Raw genomic sequence first — 24,204 nt, 5'->3', positions numbered from 1 at the left:
TTGCTGCGATTGGATTTGTTGATTTTTTGCAGATTTGTTCAGATTCAAAATAAGCGATAAACGGTTGTAAGTCTTTAATTTAAAGGCTTCTAGCGTTTCGTGTGTGTCAGATTTGAGTCACCGGTTTTTTGACGCTTTGTGAAAAAAACAGTCAATTCTTGCGCTTTGATGGCCGGGTGCTAGTGTCAGGTTCTGACCGACAAACCTTTGACTCCCTGCCGTTTTGCGCGAGCGGTATCGCCATGTTCAGATATGCCAAAGAATTACTTTTATTTGTTTACTTGCTGCTTTACTCCGAATATTACATTGATCGGTTAAATGCTATCGGCGCAGGTTTTGCTGTACTTCTTTTTGGCGCGATGTTTTTGGCGCTTACTTTGGCGTTATATCTAACGGCGTATATTCGTCAAGCTCTCATTCGCCACTTGTTCGCAATAACACTGTTTGTCTCGGCAGTGTTTTTCGATGTTTATACCCGGGTCACCGCGGATTACCTGAGCTACAGCAGCTTTGTCTCGCTGGTTTACTCTGGCGGCTTCATTCAGGAAGCCGCTTACCAGTATCGCGACGCGATCATTCATGGCGTGCTCAGCGGCCTGGTGTTGCTGTTCGGCATCGGGCTCAAACCGCGGCATGCGCTGGCAGTGCCCAATGCATTAAGGGTGGCGGCGCCGGTGTGTGGTGTGCTGCTGTTGAGCGCGGTGTTGTTCCTGCGGGCGGGCGAGGGGGCGCGGGGCTTGCCGATCATGTACACGCCGCTGGCCTATCTGAACCTGTTCACCTATGAAGCGCTGCACAACACGGTCGGTCCGCGTGAGCCCGTGACGCTGGCGCGCAGCGCTGCGACGGTCAATCACGACATCGTGCTGATTATCGACGAAAGCATCTCCGGCAATTACCTGGACATCAACGCGCCGTTCGGGGTGCACAGCAACCTCAAGCAGGCGCATCCGGGGGTCGAGATTTTCAACTACGGCTACGCCGCGTCCATTGCCAACTGCAGCGCCGATACCAACGTTACGTTGCGTTACGGCGGTACGCGTGCCGACTACATACGGATCAACAGCACGCTGCCGTCGATCTGGCAGTACGCGAAAAAGGCCGGGTTGCGCACGGTCTACATCGACGCCCAGCGCACCGCCGGCAATCTGCAGAACCTGATGACCGACACCGAGAAAAAGGACATCGACGAGTTCGTGCAGTTTGACCAGACCAGCGTGCGAGACCGCGACATGGCTGCCGCCGCGAAGCTGATCGAGTTGCTCAACGACGATCAGCCGGAGCTGGTGGTGATCAATAAAGTCGGCGCGCATTTCCCGGTGCACGACAAGTACCCCGACGCCTTCATGGCCTACCGTCCGACCCTGCCGCGCGGGCAGTTCACCGAAGTCGCCGATACCGGCAAACGCGACGGTTTCAACGGCCAGCCGGACGATTGGCTGCTGTACCGCAACGCCTACAAGAACACGGTGTTATGGAACGTGGGCGAGTTTTTCGCCCGGGTATTTGCCCAGGCCAGGCTGAACAATGCGCTGCTGATCTACACCTCCGATCACGGCCAGGACCTGCATGAGCGCGGCAATCCCGGGCTCAATACCCACTGCGGTGGTGATCCGGTGGAGGAGGAGGGGCTGGTGCCGCTGGTGGTGATTCAGGGCGATCAACTGCACGGCCCGGATTGGGCGCAGTCATTGCCGGTGAACAAGGACCGTTCCAGTCACTACAACATTTTCCCGACGCTGCTGCAGCTGATGGGTTACGACCTGGCGGGCATCGAGGCGGTATATGGCAAACCGCTGACGCTGCCGACGGCGGACGATTTCACCTTCAACTACCGCTTCAATGCGCGGCTGGGGGCCAGGCCTGAGTGGAAGCACATTGATCTGAACACCATTGTCACGCCGGGGGAGGCGGCGACCAGTGTGGCGACCGGGGATTGAGCGTTGTGTCGGGTTCACTGGCCTCATCGCTGGCAAGCCAGCTCCCACAGTGTTTCAGGGTGAACCTGGTGTTTGTGGACAACCCCAATCCCTGTGGGAGCTGGCTTGCCAGCGATGGGGCCAGTGCAAACACCACTGATTTGATCAGCCCGCAATCCGCTATCCTTGCCCCACACTGATCCAACGGATGGCGGCATGCTTCAGGTTCAAGGCGTCTTCAAAAGTTACCTCACTCCCCAAGGCTCATTGCCCGTGCTGCAAGGCGTCGACCTGACGCTCGAACCCGGCGGCAGCCTGGCGCTGATGGGCGAATCCGGCAGTGGCAAAAGCACTTTGCTGCACCTGATCGCCGGCCTCGACAAGGTGGATCGCGGCAGCATCCACAGCGGCGAGCATCGGCTGGAGCAGATGAACGAAGCGCAACTGGCCGACTGGCGCCGCACGGAAATCGGTCTGGTGTTCCAGCAGTTCAACCTGATCGGCAGCCTGCGGGTCGAGGACAATCTGGCGTTTCAGGCGCGCCTGGCCGGACGCCATGACCCGCGCTGGCAAGCGCATCTGGTGCAGCGCCTGGGTTTGGGTGATTTGCTCAAGCGTTATCCCGAACAACTGTCGGGCGGCCAGCAGCAGCGGGTTGCATTGGCCCGGGCGTTGGCGTCGCGACCGAAACTGCTGCTGGCCGACGAACCCACCGGCAGCCTTGACGAAGCCACTAGCGATGAAGTGCTGCGCCTGTTGCTGGAGTTGCTCGACGACACGCCGACCACGCTGCTGATGGTCACGCACAGCCCACGCGTGGCGGCGCGACTGGCGCAGCGGGTGGTGTTGTCCAAGGGCCGTCTGACGTGAACGTGTTCTGGCAAACCCTGCGTGCGCTGCTCAGCCATTGGCGGCGGCATCCGGTGCAGTTCTTCAGTGTGCTGACGGGATTGTGGCTGGCCACCAGTCTGTTGACCGGCGTCGAGGCGCTGAACAGTCAGGCCCGCGACAGTTACGCCCGGGCGAGCCAGATGATCGGCGGCGAACCGCAGGCCAGCCTTGCTACGCCCAATGGCGCGACGTTTACCCAGCAATGGTTCGTTGACCTGCGCCGCCAGGGCTGGCCGGTCTCGCCGCTGCTGCAGGGGCGGCTGGTACTCAAGGATCACCCGGATCAGCGCCTGCAGCTGATGGGCATCGAACCGGTGTCGCTGCCGGTGGATTCCGCCGTGGCCGGGCAGGCGATGCCAATCGAGCGCATCGTCGCGTTCTTCTCGCCGCCAGGCGTTACGTGGATTTCGCCTGAGACCTTGCAGGCCCTGAACCTCAGCGAAGGCGCAACACCCCAGGCCGTCAACGGCCAAAACCTGCCACCGCTGCAGGTACAAAAGGACATGGCGCCGGGCGTGTTGCTGGTGGACATTGGCGTCGCGCAGAGTCTGCTGGAGCAACCCGGGCAAGTGTCACGCTTGTTACTGCCCAAGGATTTTCACGCCGAGTTGCCGGCCGCGTTCAATGGCCGGTTGCAGCTCAAAAGCAGCGCCGAGGAAAACAATCTGGCGCGCCTGACCGAGAGCTTTCACCTGAATCTTGATGCCTTGGGATTTCTCTCGTTCGTGGTCGGGCTGTTCATCGTGCACGCGGCCATCGGTCTGGCGCTGGAGCAGCGTCGTGGCCTGCTGCGCACCTTGCGTGCCTGCGGGGTCGGTGCGCGGATGCTGATCGGCAGCCTGATCGTCGAACTCGGTGTGCTGGCGTTGATTGGCGGGGTGTTCGGAGTCGTCAGCGGTTACTGGCTGGCGAGCGTATTGCTGCCGGATGTCGCCGCCAGCCTGCGTGGTTTATACGGCGCGGAAGTGGCGGGGCAGTTACGCCTGAGTCCATGGTGGTGGTTCAGCGGTATTGGTCTGAGTCTGTTCGGCGCGTTGCTGGCCGGCGCCAACAGTCTGTTGCGGGCGGCACGTTTGCCGCTATTGGCGGTGGCGGACCCACAGGCCTGGCATCAGCAACATGCGCGCTGGTTGCGCCGTCAGGGTTGGCTGGCGGTGCTATTGGGCGTAATCGCGCTGCTGGCGCTGCTGTTCGGCGACAGCCTGAGCAGTGGTTTTGTGTTGATGGCCGGGTTGCTGCTCGGTGCCGCACTGGCGTTGCCGGTGGTGCTCAGCGCGGTGCTCAATCGATTGCTTGGGCGCAGTCGTTCGGTGCTGGGTCAGTGGTTTCTTGCTGATTGCCGCCAACAGTTACCGGCACTGAGTCTGGCGCTGATGGCGCTGTTGCTGGCGCTGGCGGCAAACATCGGCGCGGGCAGCATGACCGCCGGTTTTCGCCAGACCTTCAACGACTGGCTCGAACAACGCCTGAGTGCCGAGCTGTACCTCAACCCGGTGAATCCGGCGCAATCGCGCGAGATGTACGTCTGGCTCAAACAACAGCCGAACGTCAGCGCGGTGCTGCCCAACTGGCAAGTCGCGGTGACCCTGCAAGGCTGGCCGGCTGATGTCTTCGGGGTGATCGATCATCCTTATTACCGGCAGCACTGGCCGTTGCTCGAGGCGATCGCCGGTGATCCGTGGGCGCACCTGGCGACGGACGATGCGGTGATGCTCAGCGAACAACTGGCGCGACGGCTGAAGGTTCGCGCGGGGGATCATCTGAGCGTGCCGACGCCGGGCGGGCCGTGGTCACCGCGCATCGTCGGCATCTACGCCGATTACGGCAATCCCAAGGGCCATCTGTTGGTCAACAGCAACCACCTGCTGCGCCTGTGGCCGACGCTGACGCCGAACCGTTTCAACCTGCGTATCGCGCCGCCCGACATCCCGTGGTTTTTGACCGCGCTGCAAACGCGCTTTCAGCTCGATGACAGCCGCATCGTGGATCAGGCGCGGCTCAAGGGCTGGTCGGTGCAAGTGTTCGAACGCACTTTCGCCGCCACCGCCGCGCTCAACAGCCTCACTTTGGCGGTGGCCGGTGTGGCGCTGTTCATCAGTTTGCTGACCCAAAGTCAGAGCCGCCTCGGGCAACTGGCGCCGCTGTGGGCCTTGGGCGTGACGCGCCGGCAGTTGATGCTGCTCAACCTCGGCCAGACCTGGTTGCTCGCGTTGCTGACGCTGGTGCTGGCGTTGCCGCTGGGGATCGCGTTGGCGTGGTGTCTGGACGCGGTGATCAATGTGCAGGCGTTCGGCTGGCGTTTGCCGTTGCGGGTTTTCCCGCTGCAACTGCTGCAGCTGCTCGGGCTGGCGTTGCTGGCAACGCTGTTGGCCTCGGCGTGGCCGCTGTATTCGTTGTACCGCACGCAACCGGCGGATCTGCTGAGGACGTTTGCTCATGAGGATTAACCGGGTTGCGTTGCTTTTCACGCTGTTGGTGTTGGGCGGTTGCGATCAGCCTGTACCTGAGCAGAAGGGCTTCGCCGGACTTGGCGATCAGGCTGCGCAGTTCACCGCTGTGGTGCCGGGGCGGGTATTCAGCTTCCCGGCGGATCACGGCGCCCACGATGGGTTTCGTATCGAGTGGTGGTACGTCACCGCCAATCTCAAGGATCAGCAGGGCCACGATTTCGGTGTGCAATGGACGCTGTTTCGCAGCGCCTTGAAACCTGCGCCAGAGCAACCGGGCTGGGCCAGCCAGACGATCTGGCTCGGGCATGCCGCGGTGACGTCGGCCACCGCGCACCATGCCGCCGAGCGCTATGCTCGGGGCGGAGTGGGGCAAGCCGGGGTGAACGTGGCGCCGTTCGAGGTGTGGATCGATGATTGGCGCTTCGCCAGCCAGGCGCAGGATCCGCTGACGGATGTGCAACTCAGTGCCCGCGACAAAGCCTTCAGCTATCAACTGCACCTCACCTCCAGCCGCCCGTTGGTGTTGCAGGGCGACAACGGCTTCAGCCGCAAATCCGAGCAGGGCCAGGCCTCGTACTACTACAGTCAGCCGTTCTTTCAGGCCAGCGGCACCCTGCAAATCGACGGCCAGACCTACACCGTCAGTGGCCCGGCATGGCTGGACCGTGAGTGGAGCAGCCAGCCGCTGGCGGCCAATCAGACCGGCTGGGACTGGTTTTCCCTGCATCTGGACAGCGGTGAATCGCTGATGCTGTTTCGCACCCGACAAACCGATGGCGCACCGTATCTGACCGGCACCTGGATCAACGCCGACGGCCAGACTGAAACCTTGCACGCTGAGCAGATCAAACTCACGCCGCAAAACACCGCAAAAGTTGCCGGGCACACGATGCCGGTGCGCTGGTCGATCAGCATTCCCGACAAACACCTCGACATCAGTCTCGACGCGCTCAACCCCAAGGCTTGGATGAACCTGCGCATTCCTTATTGGGAGGGCCCGGTGCAGATCAGCGGCAGCCATGGCGGGCGCGGCTATCTTGAAATGACCGGATACTGACTGCTGATTGCCATTCATGTAGGAGCTGCCGAAGGCTGCGATCTTTTGATCCTGTTTGTAAAAATCAAAGTCAAAAGATCGCAGCCTGCGGCAGCTCCTACAGGGATTGGGTTGAACTCCGTTTCATTGCGCAGCCTCTACAAACTATTACCCGTGGAGGATTAGCCATGAGCGACGACCTGCAACCCCCAGACCTCAGCACCTGGCAGCGCCTGTTCGACGATCAGACCTACTGGCAGCAGTCCCCCGACGCTCACTATTTCGACCTGCAACGCATCGCCGACGACCTGCTCGGTCAAGGCGCGATCGATCTGGAGCAGTGGCAGATCCTGCGCGCCAAGGCCGATGACCTGCACAAGAATTCGCCCGCCGCGAATGTCGCCAATGAACTGGATGACCCTGACGCCTGAGGAGCACTCCCATGAAACCCGTATCCCCCAGTGAACATCCCGATGAACCCCGGCCACCGGGAGAGACCGAGCGCGATAACGACGCCCTGCGCCCGACCGACCCCAAGCAACGCAAGGACAGCGGCAAGGGCACCGCCAGTGGCGAATCCACTGCGCAAGAGACTGCTGCGGCAGAATCGAAAGCCAAGCCCTGAACAGCGTCTATGCTCAGTGGCACATTCGGCGCCAAACACGCGTTGGCGCCGGTTGCTGCCATTCACTACAGGGAAAGTACCGCTTATGAAGCTCCACGCTCTGGCCAAGGCCATCACCCTTGCAACCGTTCTGTCCGCCACCAGCTTCGTTGCCATGGCGGCGGACATTCCGCTGTCCGCCACCATCGAGGCCGATCAGGTCACCACCAAAGTGCTGGCCGTTGATGCGGCCAACCATCAGGTCGTGCTCGAAGGTGCAGAAGGCCGTCAGGTTCACGTCCAGCTCAGCGACAAGGCGAAAAACCTCGCCAACCTCAAGGTCGGCGACCTGGTAAAACTCGAAGTACAACGCTCGGTGGCGGCTTACCTCGATACCGATGTGGATAAAGGTCTGCCTGGCACCGTCGAACGCAGCGGTGAGCTGCGCAAGGCGCCGGGCAGCGAAAACCCGGGCGGCGAGGCTTATCGCCAGATTCAGGTGCAACTGAAAATCACCAAAATTGATTTGAAGAATAATCAGGTGACCCTGCAAAACCCGCAGGGTCAGTCGAAAACCCTCGACGTGAAAAAGCCTGAAATCCAAGCCAAGCTGAAAGATCTGAAAGTAGGGCAGAGCGTAGTTGTCACTTATACCGATGTATTAAAAGTGACCAGTCAGCATGAAAGCTGAGTATTAACTCTACAAGATGATTGTTCTTGTACAAATTATTGTATGAGAACAATCATCTGAAATGAGCTGAGCCGTGCTTTGAAAGTTTCACGAAAGGATTTCGTCGATAAATATCTATTAACTTCTTCGTACATAAAATTTACCTTTGTGTATGACGACATATCCGCCAACTTCTATTAAAATCCTTCCCGTTCGCCCAGTGTCAGGGCTCTTTACCGGTGCATGGATTGCCAGGCCATTACACTGGGCGAACACCTCTTCGGAGCGGATGTATACAATTTCAGATTAAAAAAAGGGCGACTTTGCGGTCGCCCTTTTTTGTGTTCATGATCAAACCGATGCTTGCTTTTCAAAACGTTTGAGAGTGGCCTCGTACATTCTGGTACGACGGTGGTTTTTGCCGTAGGTGCCGGCGGCAGCGACGGTGCCTGCCTGGATGTGATCCAGATAGCGGAAAATCTTGCGCGGTGACAGCAGCTTGATGCCATAGCCCAGACCGACCATTCGATCCTGCAGGGTATAACCGGGCACTCGGTCATCCATGCAAAAGTGCAGTCCATGGGACTTCATCAACTTGGCGTTCCACAAAGTGCAGAAACTCTTGAGATGAGTTTCCCGATAAGGTTTCGGCTCTTTGCTGCGCAAACCCAATGCCGTTTTCGCCCGGCGAATATAGTGTTTGCAAAACCGCGAAGTTAGTCGCCAGGTGTCTCTCAGAATCCCTCGATTGATTTGCTCGACACACCCGACTGCGGCGATGTCCGCAGACTTTGTACACTCACGCAGCATCATCGCGAAGACTTCCTTGTCGTAGACAAAAGTGTCGGTGTGCAGCAAAAACAGATAGTCGGTTTCAACTTTTCCCAGCGCCAGATCCAACGCCTTGCCATGGGCGATATGTCCCGCTTCTTTGCCGGGGGAAGAGCGTTCGATCAGATTGATCCAGTCCAGCGAGCGCAAATAATCCAGACTGGCGTCGGCAGAATCATTGTCCACCACCCAAACCGGAATGCGCTGTTCCTGGACATGCTGGCGCAACAACTCCAGGCACATCCGGGTGATGTCCGGGGTTTTGTAATTTACCAATACAAGACTGAAATTCGGCTGCGTAACGGCTGGTAAATCAAACTGGCTCATTCGGGAAGCTCATCCGCGGTTGATCGGCGACAGGTGTCTCTCGGGCCGGGATGCTAGCGACGCAAGCTTAGTTGAAGCTTAATTTGCTGTTCAGGAAGTGAGGCGAGGTGTTTCGAGACACGACATCTCGCGCATGTAATCCGGTCCACACGTTAAACTGCGCGCATCCTCAGATGCTTCAAGGAAGAAACGGCACCTGCCGTCGCCCCACGGATGAAACCACTTTCCCTCTACCACCCGGCCTTGTACTGGCTGCGCGTGTGGCAAAAAAGACTGTTCCGCCAGATCGCCTGGCACTGCTCCAGCAATCGCTACGCACGCCTGGTTGCCGGCGCTGACCGCATGCCATTCCGCTACCTGAAACACACCTCAAAACTCATCCGCAAACTCGACGACTCCGACCTCGCCCTGCAACACAACAAAGTCATCAACCTGAAACTCGCCGTCGCCGCCATCGACGGCCTCATCATCGCCCCCGGCGAACACTTCTCCTTCTGCCGCCTCGTCGGCCGCCCAACCCGCAAACGCGGCTACGTCGAAGGCATGGAGCTGTCCTTCGGCGAAGCACGCAGCGGTATCGGCGGCGGAATCTGCCAACTGAGCAACCTGATCCACTGGATGGCGATCCACTCACCGCTGGTCGTGGTCGAGCGCTCCAACCACAGCTTCGATCCATTCCCGGACGAAGGACGAGTACTGCCATTCGGTTCCGGCGCGGCAATTTTCTACAACTACGTTGATCTGGTACTGCACAACCCGACGGGTCGGAGTTTTCAGTTGAAGTTGAATGTGGGGGACACGCAGCTGTAGGGCGAGTTGTTGTGCGATCAGGTGCGGGAGTATCGGTATCATGTGTTTCAAGAAGGGCACCGGTTTGTACGGGAGGGAGAGCGGGTGTATCGGGAGAATGAGATCTGGCGGGAGGTGAGGGAGAAGGGGCAGGTGGGGGAATTGGTGGAGCGGGTGAGGTTGTATCGGAATCGGGTGGTGGTTAAGTATGAGGTGATGGACGAGTTGATCGGGTAGGGCGCACAAATAGCTACGATGATATTGGCGCCCACTGATCAGTTTCTGAAATAGAGCTCATCCAGTTGGCGTTTGCGTATGGATAGATACTCTTCCCATACCTTGGGGAAGTCTTCATCTTTGGTCAGTGGAAAGGTCAGATAGATGTACCTTCCAACCACACTGATGTATTGCCTCACACGCTTGAAGGCCGGTTGTTCGTAAGCTGCCACGCTTTCGTCATAGGCGTCATGGTAGTGATGGATGCTCACTCGGTGCGGGGCGATCATGCACCGCGAGAAATCGATCACCCAGCAGCTGTCAACGGCTGTACTCAAATAACCGTAGACACCGTCGCTGGATAGACGAATGCACGAATTAGCCTGGGTGCCGTCGTCATCGTTGACCAATATGACCTTGTCCGAAAAGTATTTGATATTTCTGCCGTCAGATCCTTCCAGGAGCAAGCTCCAGCCTTCGACTCCCATGCGGAACTCACCGTTGTTTTCGAAGGTGGCGGTCCAGTTATTGGTGAGTGTGATTTGATGTTTATTCATGGGTGCTCATGTAAACTGAAGGGCTGCAAAGAATGGGTATGGTTTCTGCATAGAGCCAAGAAGCTCACGAGCCAGATTTATGAAAGCGTTTAGGTTGTAAGATAATCACATCTATGTAATAAGAAACTGTGATCTTTTCCCGACATCGTCGGTAGTGCCTGAATGCACTACTGTCTATAAAAGTGTCAGTGAGCGCATTGCGCTACACTGCGCCGTCATTATTGTATGCCTTAATATTGGCTATACTAATATTTTTTTTGCTTGGCATGTGGTTATACAGTTATTTTCAAATTTAATTGTGACTTTGCAGTCTGAGGATTTTTCCTCGATTGTTAAGGTGGTGGTGCCGCTGAAGTTGAAGTTCTCTACATTAAAATTTTCTATGTCTACTATGTAGAGCTGAAACTCATACTCGTTGTAATTCTTTGTCAGCCACTTTTTAGGGGCTGCTTGCTCTATTTTGCTGGATAATTTTATGCATATAGAGTTTCCGTCCAGCATTACGTATGACGTACGCATGCTTGAGGGGGAATATGTTTCTCCGAAAATAGACGTTCACTGTTTTTTGTTCGATATTGATGATGTCCACATTCTAAATTGCTCGAAATATGTAGTGGGCTTTACCAGGTGCTTTGCCTGTTCTAGAGTTTTTAATTGGTCGTTGATTGAAGTGGTAAGAGGGCGACGGATCGATTTTTAATCCCTTTTAAATCGGAAAGCGAACCGGTAAATAAATCTGTCCCCTTAACCCACTAATTTAATGCGGTATTTATGGAAATAGAAGAATTTTAGATTTTGAATTGTTTTAAATATCTATCCTCAGCTATGCCGAAGTCGTGATCTGCAGGTTTCTCAAAGCTGTTCAAGACTAAGAGTGCATCCCTTGAGTCTTAATCGTTTAATTTCCTCATCAAATGTGTACTTTGACAGATCCTTGTTTTTTAAATCATATTGCTGCCTAAGCAGACGAAATAGTTTTCCTATGTTTTTCTTGCTTCTCTCGTCAAGACTTTCGATTAGGTCGTAACTATTGCTCGATAAAAAGGCTATTTTGTTTTTGAGTGTGTAGTAGGCGCTTATATTGGAGAATAATCCTTCGGCATCTGAATAATCTTCTTTTAAATATTTTGCATAATCTTCAAATATCGATGTAAGTAAGTTTTGTGCGGCTTTCTGGTTCTTTAAAATGCTGCACATTTCCTGCCAGTTGCTAATAAAAAGATGGTCTCCCCAGTCTGAGCCTCGAGCAAAATATTGTCCATTTCCTTTAAAGAATTCAGAAATTTCGTGAAGATCTAATGCAGTTTCAAAAGTGGTCTTCATTGAAGCTTTTCCCAGTCATCGAAGTTTTTCAATGAAAAAAGGGGCGGATGTATTTTCTGAAAAGAGGGCTGGCAAAGAGGAGCCTTTCAATCTCTATTGATTAGAAAGGGCAGGCTGGAAAATAAATCCGTCCCCTTTTGCCCTAATAATAAATCTGTCGCCTTTGTTGCAGGTGCCCTCGACGCCAAAACGTGCCGCTGTATTTAGTCATGCTAAATGAGTGGATCAGGTTGTCCTTTGTTGTTCGCCATTAATCGGAAAAAAGGCAGTTTGTTTTTCAGCGATAAAAGACAAAGCTGCCAATTTTTTTCATGGTTTGCTTTCTCTATTTCAGTTGGTAGGTGAATTTCTCATCTAGTCCAAAGCTTTCATCTTGGCTTTTTACTCGGTCAAGAATGGTTAAGATTTTTTTATATGCATCACCCATTCGTTCTTCTGAATGTTTTGAGTTCGTCCAAATTAATTCAACTGGACGTTCTACGTCGGTGCTGAGCAGGTCCCAAAGAGCATTGAGGTTGTTTCCATAATATTGGGTGACGGAAAAAGCAGATGCTATTCGCTTATGGAATTCTTGCTCGGATGTGATGGATAATCCATCAAGCTCAATTATCATGTTGATTTACTTCCACTTTCCAATAGGGGTGACAGTTTCGTAGTGATCGCTAGTGATGTAAAGTAGTCCGTCATCTGAGTAGAGCAATCTGGTTCCAGGCTGATTGCTTCGAGACATCGTATTGTTGAGTCCGACGTCAGCTTCATACCAGGTTCGGCCAGGGGCTGATGGAAGTACGTTTGTATCATTATAGAAAACATCCCCGCCTAGCTGCCCACCAGGAACGCTATTGTTGACTGCTTTACCTTTTTTCCATCCGCTTTGTGTTGCCTGAGCTTTAGTAACGTAGTTTGGGGGAAGATCACCAGTGGCTCGCAAACTTTCGACTAAGGGGTTGGCGGCCTCAGTCGTTCTAAGGTCACGTTTCATGGCTTCGTATTTGGCGGCGTTATGAGCTGAGTTGTCATAGGCTTCTGGCTCATCACACTCTTTACTTGCTAACCCCAACGGATCCACCCACCCCGTAGGGTTAGGCACGTACTGGTAGCTATTCAACCCACCCGCCAGCTTGATCGGATCCGGCGTCAAAAACCGCCCAGTGCCCGGATTGTAGTAGCGGTGCCGGTTGTAATGTAACCCCGTCTCGGCGTCGAAATACTGACCCTGGAAGCGCAGCGGATTATCGATCTCGCTGACGTCCAGCGCGGCGAGGTTGCCGTAGGCGCGGTACTTCGCGGACCACATGATCTCGCCACTGTAGTCGGTGAGTTCCTGCGGTGTGCCGAGGTGGTCGAGTTGGTAGTAAAACGGCGTGGCTTTGCGCGGGCCTTCGCCATCAAGCATCGCCAGTGGACGGAAGCTGCCCGGCTCGTAAATGTAGCTGCGATAGCGATTGTCTGCGCTTTCGGCGATCAGCCGTTCGCCTTGCCACAAGAACTCGGTGGTCTGACCATCGACAGTTTTTTCGATACGACGACCGAAGGCATCGTATTTGTAGAACGCGGTGCTGCCACCCGGCAGGCTGACGCCGATTAGGCGATGCTGGCAGTCGTAGCGGTATTCGGTGACGAGTTTCTGGCCGGTACCACGGCGTTCGCGGATCAGGTTGCCGTAGGCATCGTAGTCGTAATGGCGGTCGCCTTGCATCAGCAGACGGTTGCCTTTGACGTTGGCGAGGTTGGCCGTGCCTTCGTTGTTCTGACCCAGCAGGTTACCCGCCGGGTCGTGGGCGAAGCTCTCCGGTGTAGCGCCGCGTACGCTGATGAGCCGGTCGAGCGGATCGTAGTGATAGCTGCGATTGCCTTTGCGGCTATCGTCGATGCCGGCGAGGTTGCCATTGGCGTCGTAGTTGTAGCGACGCTGGAACAGGTTCTTGTCTCGCTGGCCGACTGTGTGCGCTTGCAGGCGACCCTGTTCGTCGTACTGGTATTGGCTGAGCAGCAGGCCTTGCTGGCGCTGTTGTTCACGACCGGCGCTGAACTGGTGGCTGGTCAGGCGGGAGCCGTTGAGGTCGATGCTGCTCAGGCGTCCGCCGGACAGGTGACGGTAGTCGAGTGTGCTGCCATCGGGTAGGCGACAATGGCTCAGCTGGCCGACGCTGTCGTACTCGTAGCGCAGGGTGCCCCAGCCTTGGTGTTCCTCGATGAGGCGGTCTTGCAGGTCGTACTTGTAGGCGAGCGGCCAGTGGCCGTCGTTGACGTTTACGAGGCGACCGAGGGCGTCGTAGCTGTAGTGAATCTCCTCGCCATCGGCGAGGGTTTTTACCAGCAGACGGCCAGCGGCGTCGCGTTGATACTCGGTAACGAGTTCGCTGCCGTCATCACCGAATTCGGTTTTCTTCAGCAACTGGCCGTTGAGGTCGTATTCGTAGGCCGTGCGGCGACCGTCGAAGCCGGTTTCCTGTTGGATCAGGCCGTTCGAGTAGTAATCGAGATGGTAATGTTCGCCGCGCTCGTTTTCGATGTCGGTGAGCAACAGACGCGAGTTGTCGTAGCGGTAGCGCAGTTGGCTGGCGTCCGGATTGATGCGGCGGCTGACCAGGTGCAGGTTGTCCGCATACTCATATCGCGTAACGCGACCGAGTTCGTCGCGTTCGGCGGTGACGTTGCCATAGGCGTTGTAGGTGAAGGCACGTGTTGCGCCGCCCGGCAGCGTGACTTGTGCCAGGCGGTTGGCCGCATCCCATTGGTAGTGGGTGATGGCGCCGGATTCTTCCTGACGGGTGATCTGCCGACCCAGTGCGTCGTAGCGATACTTGCGCTGACCGCCGTCCGGCAGGCGTTCTTCCAGTAACTGCCCGAGGTTGTTCCAGCCGAGTTGATGGCGGCTGCCGTCGGGGTGGCGGATCTCCAGCAAGCGACCTTGGGCGTCGTAGCTGTATAGCGTGGCATTGCCGTTCGGGTCGATTTGCTGGGTGATGTCGCCCTGAGGGTTGCGTTGGTACTTCCAGCTGGCTTTGCCGCGATGAACATCGCTGACGAAACCATTGATGTATTCATACGTGGTCGCTTCGTCTTCCGGCGGGATGACGGCAGTCATCAGTCCGTTGTCGTCGTACCGGTATTCGGTGACGGCACCCAAAGGATCCTTTTCCGCGATCAACTGACCTTTGTCGTTGTAGGCCTTCAGATGTTCGGCGCCGTCCGGGTCGACCTTGCTGATCAGTCGCGCCTGGTCGTCGTGGGTGTAGACCTCTTCGCTGCCGTCGGCGTTGGTTACCGTTACGCTGCCTTTATCGTCCCAGGCGTAGTGCGCTTCCATCTGCGAGAAGTTGGCCCAGTGACGGATGCAGCGAGACAGTTTGCCTTCGTTCTCCCACTCCCAATAGAAGGCCGCGCCGCCTGCCAGTTGGCGCTCCAGAATCACGTGCTGATCGTTGTAGCGATAGCGCTCGGCTTCGCCGGCCGCGTTCTTCGCTTCGATCAGACGGTGCTGTGCGTCATAGCTGTACGTCACCAGCGTTTGAACGGTGTTCCAGGTATCTTCCAGGTTGTCCGCCGGCAGGAACTGTTGATAGTCCACAGCGATAATGTGTTTGCGGTCATAGCGCAGCAGCAGGGCGCGACCGGCACCGTTATCGAGGCGCTTGATTCGACCGTGGATATCGCGCGTGACGTGCAGCCGATTGCCATAGCTGTCGCTGATGGCGATCAGGGTGGCGCCTTTGCTGTTGAAGCGGAAGTGGTAGAACGATGGGCGTTTGCCTGCCTGTGCCAGAACCAGTTCGGCGGGATCGTCACCGAGAAAAATGGCGGCTCGTGAGAGAGTGTTGGTGATTGCTGGACGTTTTTCTGTTGGGAGAGGGAAGGGCGTTGCGCGGTTTTCGTGGTCGGTCCAGATGACTTCGTCGTCACTGATCTCGAGGCGATGCGCCAGCGCATGGCTCCAGCCATAACCCAGGCCACAATCGATTTCCACTGCACTGGTTCTGTACAGGCGGGTCCACTCAAACGGCAGCAGACCATCCAGTTGACCATCGGTCAGCGTCAGCAACTCTTCACCGGTAACCATCGAAACCGGGCATTTGTCGACTCGTGTGCAAGACACGGGCTCCGCGCTTTTGTTGGCGGGCGTCGTGGCTTGTCTCGAAGCATCGTCCCCGTGCGCCCCAGTACCTAGGCGAGCGTTTGTCTTACCATCGAATCGAACTTGCACTACGCCTTGTTTAACTTGCCTTCCAATACCGCGCGCGGCCACTTGAACATACTTGGTAACGTATGCCATGAAGCCTTTAATAATTTCAAAGATTGACTTAACAAAATTAACAACGGCTTTAAGGACGATTTCTCCGTATTTCTTGATTCGTGCGACGAGATAAATCAGCCCCGTGCCTTCGGCTGCCACTGTCAAAACGATGGAAATGACGATGTCGATGGCAATACCCACGACAGCCGCTGTAGTCATCTTTGCGGCATCGCCTGCGGTTTTCATCGGTGGCAAGCTGGCCAGCCAGATAATTGCAGTGTGCATCATGAGAAAAAGCGCTGCTTCGTCACTGGCTAAAAGCATGGCTTTTTTCATGACATCAGGGGCGGTTTTTGCTACATCAATTAGCTCTTGCGCACCTTCGCCTAATTTTTTTCCAAATTTGCCAGGATCCTGAAGGATATCGAGGACAAGTTTGATTCCATCCCAAACGCCTTTAATTGCCTCCCATCCACCGTCAAGGATGCCGCTACCGACGGCCATGACCGTACCTGAAAGAGAAAGGCTCGACCATTGCTGCCGATATCCCCCAGGCCCCGTCCATTTGTTGCGCAGAAAACCTTCGAGTTCGCTGTTAAGTCCCTTGTATGAGTCGAACAGCGTATCGATCTGCGCAGGTGTCACTTCGTTGTGAACGCGGATGATGTAATTTTTTCCCGGCACACCACCTGACCAACTACCTTTACCTTTAGCATCGAGTTTGACTTTGTGGATAGCGCCGCCATCCACTGCAACGACCTCAACTTCGATATCGCCCAGAGGAATGTCGTAAAGCGATTCGAACTTGCTCTCGATTAGCAAAGGACCTTTCAATGGGCATTGAGCCACAACACTGAAATTGTCATCAGTCATGCTTACCGCAGTCGATGATCCGCCTGCTTTGAGAATTCGCTCCATTCCCAACAGGGAGGGTTTATTGGTTTTATGGCTGACTTCATCAGCCAGACTTGCATACCAGGAATGGGTTTGCTTCTGGTAAATCGTCAGGCTGTTTTTGAAGTTCTTCAGTTGGTTGTCAACGAAGGCAATGCGTTCCTTTGCGATCATCAGCCTTGCTCCAGAATCAGGTGGTTTAACAGTGCTTCTTTAAGGTTTTTCGGCGCATCCGGGCGGCGCACGAAACGGCTGACTTTCAGCTTCAGGTTGTTCTCAGGCCAAGCGTTGTAAACATCCGGGCGGTCTTCTTCCAGCCACTGCATCAGGTTGCTGATCAGTGTCGTCGGGTTCTCCTTGGCTAAGCCATCCAGCAACTCCTTCGGCACCTCCCACCACGGCCAATCCTTCACCTTCGGCAATACCCGCGTCCCAACCTCCAGCGTCTTCCCGTTAATCAGATACCGCTCAAACACCGGCATTACTTCCCCAGCCTTCTCCCCAAGCCCCTTCAGAATCGGGTAGATATGCCGCCCATCCCAAAAGCGGAAAAACACCTCAGTCCCGTCCGGCATTTTCACCTGTGTGAGGCTGCGCAGGTGCTCGAACACCTCGTTCGGTTCGGCGCGTGAGATGGCCAGCCAGCCCCAGTCGAGGGCGTCGGTTTCGGCGATCCAGGGCAGGAATGCCGAGTTCGGTTTGAGTTCGGTGACGTAGGGCATCACCGGTTGCCAGGTGGAGTAGGGCGTATCGCCCCAGATTGGCAGGAGTTGGGCGGTGGGTTCGGTCAGGTACAGGGTTTTCAGTGCGTCGGCATCGCTCGCTGCGCTGACGATCAGGTACAGGCGCTCGTCATTTTGCAGCGGCTGTTGTGCCAGCCAGTCCTTGGGTGTCAGTTGATCAGATGGCACAGGCACCTGCCTTGCATTTTTCGCATTCTTCGCAGAACGGCGCGTTGCATTTGAGGGTGTTGATCTGGGCCGGGGTCAGGACCTGGCCGGCTTTGTCGGCGTCGGCCTGTTTCAGCACGCCGGGCATCAGCGGGGCGGCGCCGGTGCCGCTGCCGGGGCTGCCGCCGGAGTTGATGTTGATCGTTGGGCCGCTCAGGGTCACGCCGCCGGCGTCGATCTTGATGAAGCTGCTGCCGCCGACCAGGGTCAGTTCTGCGCCGGCTTCCATCACCACTTTCATGCCGCTGCTCAGGTGAATTTCCTGGCCTGCATCAATGAACTGGCCGGTGCCGATCTTGATGTGCTGGTTGACGCCCACGGTCAGGTGGTCGTTGGCGCGGGCTTCGACTTTGCGGTCTTCGTAGACGGTGTGGTGTTCTTCGGCCTTGAATTCTGTGTAGCTGTTCTGCTCGACAGTGTCGTGGCGTTCGTTGCCGACGCGGATCTTCTGGTCGTGCTCGATGTTCTCGTCCCAGTCGCGCTGGGCGTGGAGGAAGATCTGCTCCTGACCTTTTTTGTCTTCGATGCGCAGTTCGTTGTAACCGCCGCCGCCCATCGAGCTCAGGGTCTTGAAGGTGCTGCGGGTCTTGTTCGCTGGCAGCGGGTAGGGGACGGTGTTTTCCTTGTGGTACAGGCAGCCGCTGATCAGCGGTTGATCGGGGTCGCCTTCAAGGAAGGTGACCAGCACTTCCATGCCGATGCGCGGGATGGCGATGCCGCCGTATTGGGCGCCGGCCCAGGCGCTGGAGACGCGCAGCCAGCAACTGGTCTTGTCGTCGGCCTGGCCTTCGCGGTCCCAGTGGAACTGGACTTTGACCCGGCCGTACTCGTCGCAGTGAATCTCTTCACCTTTGGGGCCGGTGACCACGGCGCTCTGGCTGCCGAGGATGCGCGGTTTCGGGTGGCGTAGGGGCGGGCGGTTCGGCACGTCCCACGGGGTCGCCTGGAAGCGGTTGCGATAGCCCTGGTGGAAATCGTCTTTCAGCGCGGTGGTGTCGCTGGTCACCGACTCTTCGAGCACTTGCGGCTGTTTGCCTTCGTGCAGCACTTCGGTCAGCAGCCACAGGTCATTCCACTTGGCTTTCGGGTGCTCGGTCAGGGCGAGGAAATGGCCGCTGACCAGCAACGGCTGATCACTCTTGCCTTCGGCGAGCTGAAAGTCGCTGCGATGGCGTTCGAGGGCGCGTTTGGCCAGGTGTTTGCCGCGCTCGCGGTCGATGAACCGGCCCGGGTAGTCGTAGTCTTCGAGGTCGGGCAGGGCGTCGCCGCGGTTTTCGCTTTCCAGCGTCAGGCGCGGTTTTTCGAAGTCGTAATCGCGGCGCGTGGTGCGGCTGGTGCGGGTTTCCAGGCGCAGGTCGAAACGTTTGATCACCGGATTGCTGGCGACCATGCCGGAGTCTTGCTGGTAGGCCACAGGCTGGAGTTTCGGGAACACCGTCTGGTCATCGCCGAACACCAGCTTGTGCGCCGTGGCGCTGTGCTGGAAGTGGTAGTGGATACCTTCTTCCTCGCACAGGCGCTGGATGAAGTGCAGGTCCGATTCATCGTATTGCACGCAGTAGATGCGCTCGGGATAGATCGAACCGGTCTTGAATTCGTAGGCGTTGCTCTGGATGCCGTGTTCTTCGAGAACCATGCCGATGATTTTCGGCACCGTGAGGTTCTGGAAGATGCGTTGATTGACGCGATGGGCCAGGTACGACAATTGCGGGCGCAGGGTCACCGAATAACGGGTCAGGCGCTTGCCGGAATCGCCTTGCGCGGCGCGATAGATCTGGCCGTGAATGCCGCTGCCATCGGGCGACAGCTGCAGGAAAGCCGGTTTGTGCAGCAGGGTTTCGAGGTCCAGCGACGGCTGCTCACTGACCAGCTCCACCTCGAACACAAAAGGCTGGCTGATGGCTTCCCGGCCGGTCAGGGTGAATACCTGAAAATCGGCGGAGAGCCCTTCGATGGTCAGGGCAAAGTGGGTTTCATTGGCCGGCGCGAACATCCCTTGTTCCTCGTGCTGTACAGCGGCGTTCGTCGACTACCGCCAGGCGGTTCAACGCACGCGAAATTCTGGAGGGGCGTAAACAACATCGACCAGCAGGGCTGGTCGATGCTTGTAACGATCAGCCGTAATTAAACGACTGGAGCACGCCAGTCATCGGAACCCGAAGTACCGGATACTTCGTGGGTCCAGGTGATTTTGCGGTAGGTGAACTGCACTTCTTCCAGGTGGGTGAAGTGCGAGTTGCCTGGATCCTGGCAGTTGTGCATTTTGTTGTTGATGGCGACGATGATCGCGTCTTCCAGTTTGGTGGTGTAGTAGTGCTCTTGAGTACCTTGAGCCGAAGTACGGTACCACTGGATAACGATTTCGCTCATGCGCTCGCCGGAGGTCAGAGCGGCTTGCAGTAGAGGCGAAGCCTTGTCGTAGACCTTGGTGATGATCACTGGCTTGTGAACGCGCTGACCGGTTGGCTGACCGGATTGTGGGTCACGCGGGATGATCACGTCGTGGCTGAAAGCCTGAACCATGACCTGGTCTTCGTGGCCTTCCTGGTAGGTGTTGCCAACGGAGTCGGCGGTGAAAGCGCCGGCAGTGATCAGGCCTTGTTTTTCGCCGGTAACCGACATGTACGCTGGTGTTGCCATGGGGTGCTCTCCTTGCGGATAAATTTAGGGTGCCCGGGAGGCGAAATCGCCCGGTGGGTGCCTGACTGTTATCAAGGAGCGTGCCAGGTTTGTCGAAGGCCCCGGCAGCCGGGGGTGAAGCGGCTGTAGCCTGCGGTTTTGCCGATGTTTTTATTGAATCGAGATGGAAAGTGCGCAACTTCTTGCGCAGTACTGCGCAAGAAGTTGCGCACTTGGCTGTAAGCCTCTCCGATCAAGGGCTGTAGCGCGACAAGTCACGTTTTTTGCCGGACAAGTGCGCAAGAAGTTGCGCAGTAAGGCCAAGTGCCAGCGTCGAGCGTTTGAAACGATCCACCCAGCGCGACGGTCAATCACTCACGACTGCGCCGCAGGCGTCTGAACATTCCCCACCGCGAGTGAGAACGACATGAAAATCCTGATGGTTTTAACGTCCCACGATCAACTGGGTGATACCGGCAAGAAAACCGGCTTCTGGCTGGAAGAATTCGCCGCGCCGTATTACGTGTTCAAGGATGCCGGCGCGCAACTGACGCTGGCCTCGCCCAAGGGCGGCCAGCCACCGCTGGACCCGAAAAGTGACGAGCCCGATGCGCAGACCGCCGCAACCGAGCGCTTTCGCAAGGATTCTGCCGCCCAGTCGGCATTGTCGTCGACAGTCAAGCTGGACACGGTAAAGGCTGCGGATTTCGATGCCGTGTTCTATCCCGGCGGCCACGGCCCGTTGTGGGACCTGGCTGAAGACCGCCATTCGATTGCGCTGATCGAAGCGTTTTACAACAGTGGCAAACCCGTGGCGGCGGTGTGTCATGCGCCCGGTGTGCTGCGATATGTCAAAGGCGCCGACGGTCAGCCCCTGGTTAACGGTAAGCAGGTGACAGGCTTCACCAACAGCGAAGAAGAGGCGGTAGGACTGACGGACGTGGTGCCGTTTCTGGTAGAGGATGAGCTCAAGGCCAAGGGCGGGATTTTCTCCAAGGGCGCGGACTGGTCGAGCTACACCCGTGAAGATGGATTGTTGCTGACGGGGCAGAATCCGGCGTCGTCGGAGGAGACGGCTTTCGCGTTGTTGTCACGGTTGCGCTAATAGCAAAAGCAAAAGATCGCAGCCTGCGGCAGCTCCTACAGGGGGAAACACATTCCATCTGTAGGAGCTGCCGCAGGCTGCGATCTTTTGATCTTTCAGCGCGAAAGCGCTGCCAGACACTCCTCAATCGAACGCCGCTGTGTCTCGGCATACAACCCCAATTCATCAATGGTTGCACGCCCCAGCGCCTGTTCGAACGCCTGGCGGTTCGAGTGTTCGCCATAGTGTGTCTGCGCAGCATCCCCAAGGTTCGACTGAAAAATCCCCGCCGCACTCACTGGCAGAAAATCTTCGTACACCAACGGTTCAGCTTTCACATGGCCTTCGCGGAGCAAATCCTCCAGCGACGTCGACGTGAGGCTACCCGCTGCCAAGCCTTTTTCCGTGGGGAAATAGCGAAAATACGCCAGCTCCTGTTCACGCATGCCGTCGACGCTGTCCGGAAATTCGCCAAAGTGCTCGGTCATCAGCGTGTTGTAACGTGCGGCGTTACCTTCGTTAGGGAAATCGCCCAGTTCATCGCGCGCGGCATTCAGCAAGCGGTCATACAGCGCTCGGCCTTTGGGCGTCAGCGCCGCACCGCGTTGTTCGATTTCACCGAAACGCGCGCTGTGGCTACCGCGAGTCTCGTGCTGATCGGTGAAGGCGATCGGCTCGTCCAGCGCCTTGAAACTGGTCTGGCGCAACAGGATCGGGCACTTGCGGCGTGGCGGGCCTTCGATCACCGCTTTCGGGGTGATGCCGTGCACCGGCATCTGCGCCTGGACGATATCGATGTCCAGGGTGCGTGGGGTCAGGTGATTGATGTGCGGGCCTTTGAACGCCACCACATCGGCGATCAGACGGTGCTGGGCGCTGAGGGTCTGGTACTGCGCAGCGGTGACGGTGGCGCTGTGATGCCAGCGAAAGGTTTCCAGTGCCTGCAGGACGAATTCCCTGGCTTCATCCTCATTCAGCCCGCCGACGGACTCCGCCCGCTCGATCAGATGCAATGCCGCAGGGGTGAAGATCGAACGCTGATTCAGCACCGATTCGGCAAACGCCCGCAGTTCGGGATCCTCGATCAACTCAAGGCGCAGTAATGAGGTGAACACCCGAAACGGACTGACCTGCAGCGCCGCTTCATGCACCGCGCGAAACGCCGTGGAGTGCACCGGCACACCCGCCGGGGTCAGGTCGTAGTAGCCCACCGGTTGCATGCCCATCACCGCGAACAAACGCGCTAGGGTCGCCAGTTCTTTGGCTGTGCCAACGCGGATCGCGCCGTGGCGCTCCATGTCCAGGCGCCCGATTTCACCGGTGCTGTCGAGCTGCCGTGCGAGGTCTGGCTGAGCGGCCAGCACTTCACGGTTGGTCTGTTCCACCAATTCCATCAGCGCGCCGTACAACGGCACTTCTTCGCGGTACATGTCGGACATCGCTTTGGAAAAGCGTTGGCGGATCAGGTCGGGGCTGACGAAAGGCTGCACGGTCATGAAAAAAATTCCTGCCACGGTCACGTAAAGGATGGAGGAAAAGATCGCAGCCTTCGCCGACGGCGGCAAACGAAGAATCCTACGAACTTCATTCTGCCAACGACTGATCCACCAGTTCGATCCAGTGCAAAATCTGCGTACGTCCGGCGCCGGCCAGATGATTCTGGCAGCCGACGTTGGACGTGACGATCAGCTCCGGGCGCCCGCTTTCCAGCGCATTGAGGCGGTTGTCGCGCAATTGCCGGGCGAGGGTCGGCTGCGTCAGCGAATAAGTGCCGGCCGAACCGCAACACAGGTGACCGTCCGGCACGGGTGTGAGATTGAACCCGAGGCGGGTCAGCAGCGCTTCGACTGCGCCGCCGAGTTTCAGCGCATGTTGCAGTGTGCAGGGGCAATGCACGGCGATCCGCCGCTGGCGGGCGGCGCACACTTGCTCCAGAGGTTCCTGAGCGAGCAGTTGCACCAGATCCAGCGTTCGCTCACTGATCTGCCGCGCCTTGTCGGCGTAGCGCGGATCCTGCGCCAGCAGATGCCCGTAATCCTTGATGAACGCGCCGCAACCGCTGGCCGTCTGCACGATGGCTTCCGCGCCGTTTTCCAGCTGTGGCCACCACGCGTCGATGTTTTGCCGCGCGCGGTCGAGGCCTTTGGCCTGGGCGTCGAGGTGATAGTCCAGCGCGCCGCAGCAACCGGCCTCGGCCACCGGCGTGACGCTGATCCCTAGTCGATCGAGCACCCGCGCCGTCGCATCATTGGTGTTCGGCGACAGGCCTGGTTGCACGCAGCCTTCGAGCAGCAACACCCGCCGCGCATGGCGTGGGGCGGGGCGTGAGCCGGGCACTGGGGCGCGTTGCGGCAATTTGCTTTCGAGGATGCGCGGTAACAGCGGCCGGAACGTCGTGCCTACCCGCAGCAGTCCCTTGAATACGCCCGGATTCGGCGCCAGTGCACGCAAGCCCTCGCGCAACAAGCGCTGGGCGGCAGGGCGGGGCACGGCCTGATCGACCACCGCCCGACCGATATCCAACAGGTTGTGATAGTCAACACCAGAGGGGCAGGTGGTTTCGCAATTACGGCAGGACAGGCAGCGATCCAGATGCAACTGCGTCTGCTCGGTGGCCGGCGCCCCTTCGAGCACTTGCTTGATCAGATAGATGCGTCCGCGTGGCCCATCGAGCTCATCACCGAGCAACTGATAGGTCGGGCAGGTGGCGTTGCAAAAACCGCAATGCACGCAGGTGCGCAGAATCTTTTCCGCCTCGGCCGCACGCGGCAGTTGTCGGGATTGTTCGCTGAGGGTGGTCTGCATGG

Annotated in this window: 19 protein-coding genes and 1 pseudogene; 9 read left to right on the top strand and 11 right to left on the bottom strand. The window is 57.3% G+C overall.

The window, feature by feature from the left end; all coding sequences use genetic code 11:
- Positions 1-242 precede the first annotated feature (242 nt).
- The 7 genes from AC193Q_RS09685 to AC193Q_RS09655 all read left to right on the top strand — a co-directional run bounded on the left by AC193Q_RS09685 (position 243) and on the right by AC193Q_RS09655 (position 7,591).
- Positions 243-1,940: a sulfatase-like hydrolase/transferase gene (locus tag AC193Q_RS09685; RefSeq protein ID WP_121186178.1), complete on the top strand. Its 1,698-nt coding sequence runs from the start codon at positions 243-245 to the stop codon at positions 1,938-1,940.
- 195 nt (positions 1,941-2,135) lie between these two features.
- Positions 2,136-2,789 carry an ABC transporter ATP-binding protein gene (locus AC193Q_RS09680; RefSeq protein WP_121186176.1) on the top strand — a complete coding sequence of 218 codons (654 nt, stop codon included), beginning with the start codon at positions 2,136-2,138 and terminating at the stop codon, positions 2,787-2,789.
- A complete protein-coding gene (locus tag AC193Q_RS09675) occupies positions 2,786-5,257 on the top strand; it encodes an ABC transporter permease (protein ID WP_121186174.1) in 2,472 nt (823 codons plus the stop codon). Before AC193Q_RS09680 ends, AC193Q_RS09675 begins: the two co-directional genes overlap by 4 nt.
- Positions 5,247-6,317, top strand: a complete 1,071-nt coding sequence (locus AC193Q_RS09670) for a lipocalin-like domain-containing protein (RefSeq protein WP_121186172.1) — start codon at positions 5,247-5,249, stop codon at positions 6,315-6,317. The genes AC193Q_RS09675 and AC193Q_RS09670 overlap by 11 nt, the downstream gene beginning before the upstream one ends.
- A gap of 167 nt (positions 6,318-6,484) precedes the next feature.
- Positions 6,485-6,727 (top strand): hypothetical protein, encoded by a 243-nt coding sequence (locus AC193Q_RS09665; RefSeq protein WP_095668849.1) that lies wholly within the window; start codon positions 6,485-6,487, stop codon positions 6,725-6,727.
- 11 nt (positions 6,728-6,738) lie between these two features.
- The gene (locus tag AC193Q_RS09660; RefSeq protein WP_047293368.1) at positions 6,739-6,921 is read left to right on the top strand and encodes a hypothetical protein; all 183 of its coding nucleotides are present in this window, start codon (positions 6,739-6,741) and stop codon (positions 6,919-6,921) included.
- Positions 6,922-7,006: 85 nt separating this feature from the next.
- On the top strand, positions 7,007-7,591 hold the full coding sequence (locus AC193Q_RS09655; RefSeq protein WP_041066300.1) for a hypothetical protein: 585 nt from the start codon (positions 7,007-7,009) through the stop codon (positions 7,589-7,591).
- 330 nt (positions 7,592-7,921) lie between these two features.
- On the opposite strand, the gene AC193Q_RS09650 is transcribed toward AC193Q_RS09655, so the two are convergent.
- Positions 7,922-8,728 carry a glycosyltransferase family 2 protein gene (locus AC193Q_RS09650; protein WP_483879460.1) on the bottom strand — a complete coding sequence of 269 codons (807 nt, stop codon included), beginning with the start codon at positions 8,726-8,728 and terminating at the stop codon, positions 7,922-7,924.
- A gap of 213 nt (positions 8,729-8,941) precedes the next feature.
- Here AC193Q_RS09650 and AC193Q_RS09645 point away from each other — a divergent pair.
- Positions 8,942-9,754, top strand: a pseudogene (locus AC193Q_RS09645) (VanW family protein).
- A gap of 38 nt (positions 9,755-9,792) precedes the next feature.
- Here AC193Q_RS09645 and AC193Q_RS09640 read toward each other — a convergent pair.
- The 8 genes from AC193Q_RS09640 to AC193Q_RS09605 all read right to left on the bottom strand — a co-directional run bounded on the left by AC193Q_RS09640 (position 9,793) and on the right by AC193Q_RS09605 (position 20,334).
- Entirely contained in the window at positions 9,793-10,290 is a 498-nt protein-coding gene (locus AC193Q_RS09640) for a hypothetical protein (RefSeq protein ID WP_121186168.1), read from the bottom strand.
- A 240-nt stretch (positions 10,291-10,530) separates the two neighbouring features.
- Entirely contained in the window at positions 10,531-10,791 is a 261-nt protein-coding gene (locus AC193Q_RS09635; protein WP_183082854.1) for an Imm50 family immunity protein, read from the bottom strand.
- 351 nt (positions 10,792-11,142) lie between these two features.
- Positions 11,143-11,613 carry a hypothetical protein gene (locus AC193Q_RS09630; RefSeq protein ID WP_121186164.1) on the bottom strand — a complete coding sequence of 157 codons (471 nt, stop codon included), beginning with the start codon at positions 11,611-11,613 and terminating at the stop codon, positions 11,143-11,145.
- Between the two features lie 325 nt (positions 11,614-11,938).
- Entirely contained in the window at positions 11,939-12,226 is a 288-nt protein-coding gene (locus AC193Q_RS09625; RefSeq protein WP_183082853.1) for a barstar family protein, read from the bottom strand.
- A 6-nt stretch (positions 12,227-12,232) separates the two neighbouring features.
- Positions 12,233-16,918 carry an RHS repeat-associated core domain-containing protein gene (locus tag AC193Q_RS09620; RefSeq protein ID WP_483879459.1) on the bottom strand — a complete coding sequence of 1,562 codons (4,686 nt, stop codon included), beginning with the start codon at positions 16,916-16,918 and terminating at the stop codon, positions 12,233-12,235.
- Positions 16,918-17,655 carry a DUF4123 domain-containing protein gene (locus AC193Q_RS09615; protein WP_483879458.1) on the bottom strand — a complete coding sequence of 246 codons (738 nt, stop codon included), beginning with the start codon at positions 17,653-17,655 and terminating at the stop codon, positions 16,918-16,920. The genes AC193Q_RS09620 and AC193Q_RS09615 overlap by 1 nt, the downstream gene beginning before the upstream one ends.
- Positions 17,645-19,687, bottom strand: coding sequence for a type VI secretion system Vgr family protein (locus AC193Q_RS09610; RefSeq protein ID WP_483879457.1), 2,043 nt, complete (start codon positions 19,685-19,687; stop codon positions 17,645-17,647). The genes AC193Q_RS09615 and AC193Q_RS09610 overlap by 11 nt, the downstream gene beginning before the upstream one ends.
- 131 nt (positions 19,688-19,818) lie before the next feature.
- Entirely contained in the window at positions 19,819-20,334 is a 516-nt protein-coding gene (locus AC193Q_RS09605; RefSeq protein ID WP_003226246.1) for an Hcp family type VI secretion system effector, read from the bottom strand.
- A 406-nt stretch (positions 20,335-20,740) separates the two neighbouring features.
- On the opposite strand from AC193Q_RS09605, the gene AC193Q_RS09600 reads away from it, so the two are divergent.
- Positions 20,741-21,418 (top strand): type 1 glutamine amidotransferase domain-containing protein, encoded by a 678-nt coding sequence (locus AC193Q_RS09600; RefSeq protein ID WP_483879456.1) that lies wholly within the window; start codon positions 20,741-20,743, stop codon positions 21,416-21,418.
- Positions 21,419-21,513: 95 nt separating this feature from the next.
- On the opposite strand, the gene hglS is transcribed toward AC193Q_RS09600, so the two are convergent.
- Positions 21,514-22,893: a 2-oxoadipate dioxygenase/decarboxylase HglS gene (gene hglS / locus AC193Q_RS09595; protein ID WP_483879455.1), complete on the bottom strand. Its 1,380-nt coding sequence runs from the start codon at positions 22,891-22,893 to the stop codon at positions 21,514-21,516.
- An 88-nt stretch (positions 22,894-22,981) separates the two neighbouring features.
- Positions 22,982-24,202 (bottom strand): glycolate oxidase subunit GlcF, encoded by a 1,221-nt coding sequence (gene glcF / locus AC193Q_RS09590; RefSeq protein WP_239777613.1) that lies wholly within the window; start codon positions 24,200-24,202, stop codon positions 22,982-22,984.
- Between the last annotated feature and the right edge of the window lie 2 nt (positions 24,203-24,204).

Source organism: Pseudomonas sp. F2 (assembly GCF_057174385.1).
This window is presented reverse-complemented; position numbering and strand designations above follow the sequence as displayed.

Coding starts and splice junctions, on each gene's coding strand:
- AC193Q_RS09685 (WP_121186178.1), top strand. CDS start 243: ATGTTCAGATATGCCAAAGAATTACTTTTATTTGTTTACTTGCTGCTT.
- AC193Q_RS09680 (WP_121186176.1), top strand. CDS start 2,136: ATGCTTCAGGTTCAAGGCGTCTTCAAAAGTTACCTCACTCCCCAAGGC.
- AC193Q_RS09670 (WP_121186172.1), top strand. CDS start 5,247: ATGAGGATTAACCGGGTTGCGTTGCTTTTCACGCTGTTGGTGTTGGGC.
- AC193Q_RS09665 (WP_095668849.1), top strand. CDS start 6,485: ATGAGCGACGACCTGCAACCCCCAGACCTCAGCACCTGGCAGCGCCTG.
- AC193Q_RS09660 (WP_047293368.1), top strand. CDS start 6,739: ATGAAACCCGTATCCCCCAGTGAACATCCCGATGAACCCCGGCCACCG.
- AC193Q_RS09655 (WP_041066300.1), top strand. CDS start 7,007: ATGAAGCTCCACGCTCTGGCCAAGGCCATCACCCTTGCAACCGTTCTG.
- AC193Q_RS09650 (WP_483879460.1), bottom strand. CDS start 8,728: ATGAGCCAGTTTGATTTACCAGCCGTTACGCAGCCGAATTTCAGTCTT.
- AC193Q_RS09640 (WP_121186168.1), bottom strand. CDS start 10,290: ATGAATAAACATCAAATCACACTCACCAATAACTGGACCGCCACCTTC.
- AC193Q_RS09635 (WP_183082854.1), bottom strand. CDS start 10,791: ATGCTGGACGGAAACTCTATATGCATAAAATTATCCAGCAAAATAGAG.
- AC193Q_RS09630 (WP_121186164.1), bottom strand. CDS start 11,613: ATGAAGACCACTTTTGAAACTGCATTAGATCTTCACGAAATTTCTGAA.
- AC193Q_RS09625 (WP_183082853.1), bottom strand. CDS start 12,226: ATGATAATTGAGCTTGATGGATTATCCATCACATCCGAGCAAGAATTC.
- AC193Q_RS09620 (WP_483879459.1), bottom strand. CDS start 16,918: ATGATCGCAAAGGAACGCATTGCCTTCGTTGACAACCAACTGAAGAAC.
- AC193Q_RS09610 (WP_483879457.1), bottom strand. CDS start 19,687: ATGTTCGCGCCGGCCAATGAAACCCACTTTGCCCTGACCATCGAAGGG.
- AC193Q_RS09605 (WP_003226246.1), bottom strand. CDS start 20,334: ATGGCAACACCAGCGTACATGTCGGTTACCGGCGAAAAACAAGGCCTG.
- AC193Q_RS09600 (WP_483879456.1), top strand. CDS start 20,741: ATGAAAATCCTGATGGTTTTAACGTCCCACGATCAACTGGGTGATACC.
- hglS (WP_483879455.1), bottom strand. CDS start 22,893: ATGACCGTGCAGCCTTTCGTCAGCCCCGACCTGATCCGCCAACGCTTT.
- glcF (WP_239777613.1), bottom strand. CDS start 24,202: ATGCAGACCACCCTCAGCGAACAATCCCGACAACTGCCGCGTGCGGCC.